This window comes from Macrococcus sp. CoH-51_TC_04 (genome assembly GCF_058188655.1).
In genome coordinates this window covers 1-261 of sequence record NZ_JBVGOY010000075.1, presented here as the reverse complement: position 1 = coordinate 261, position 261 = coordinate 1, and the positions used below count along the sequence as shown (strand labels likewise).

Here is a 261-nt window from a genome sequence, read left to right as displayed (position 1 = left end):
CGAGGTAGCTTTCATTCACGAGTGTATCAAGCGCATTGAGCCTTATCGTAAATACAAAGATATGGATGATCGTCAGGCTTTTGAAGCCGCTCAGCAGGAAGAGTGGAGGCTAACGCTTATGCGCCGTGCCGAGAACTATCTGCTGAGTCAAGGGTCGATTCCGCATGATCATTTCGAGACAATGCGCTTGCATCCGGAGTTTAGCACTGTTATACTGCCGCACGTCAATCGTGTTCACCAGCTGAGCACGAGCAAAGAGAG

The 261-nt window shown here is 49.8% G+C and carries 1 protein-coding gene; it reads left to right on the top strand.

Annotated elements, in window-relative coordinates; all coding sequences use genetic code 11:
* A partial coding sequence (locus tag ACZ2V4_RS11830; protein WP_490514968.1) for a hypothetical protein occupies nucleotides 1-261 on the top strand: 261 nt, incomplete at both ends.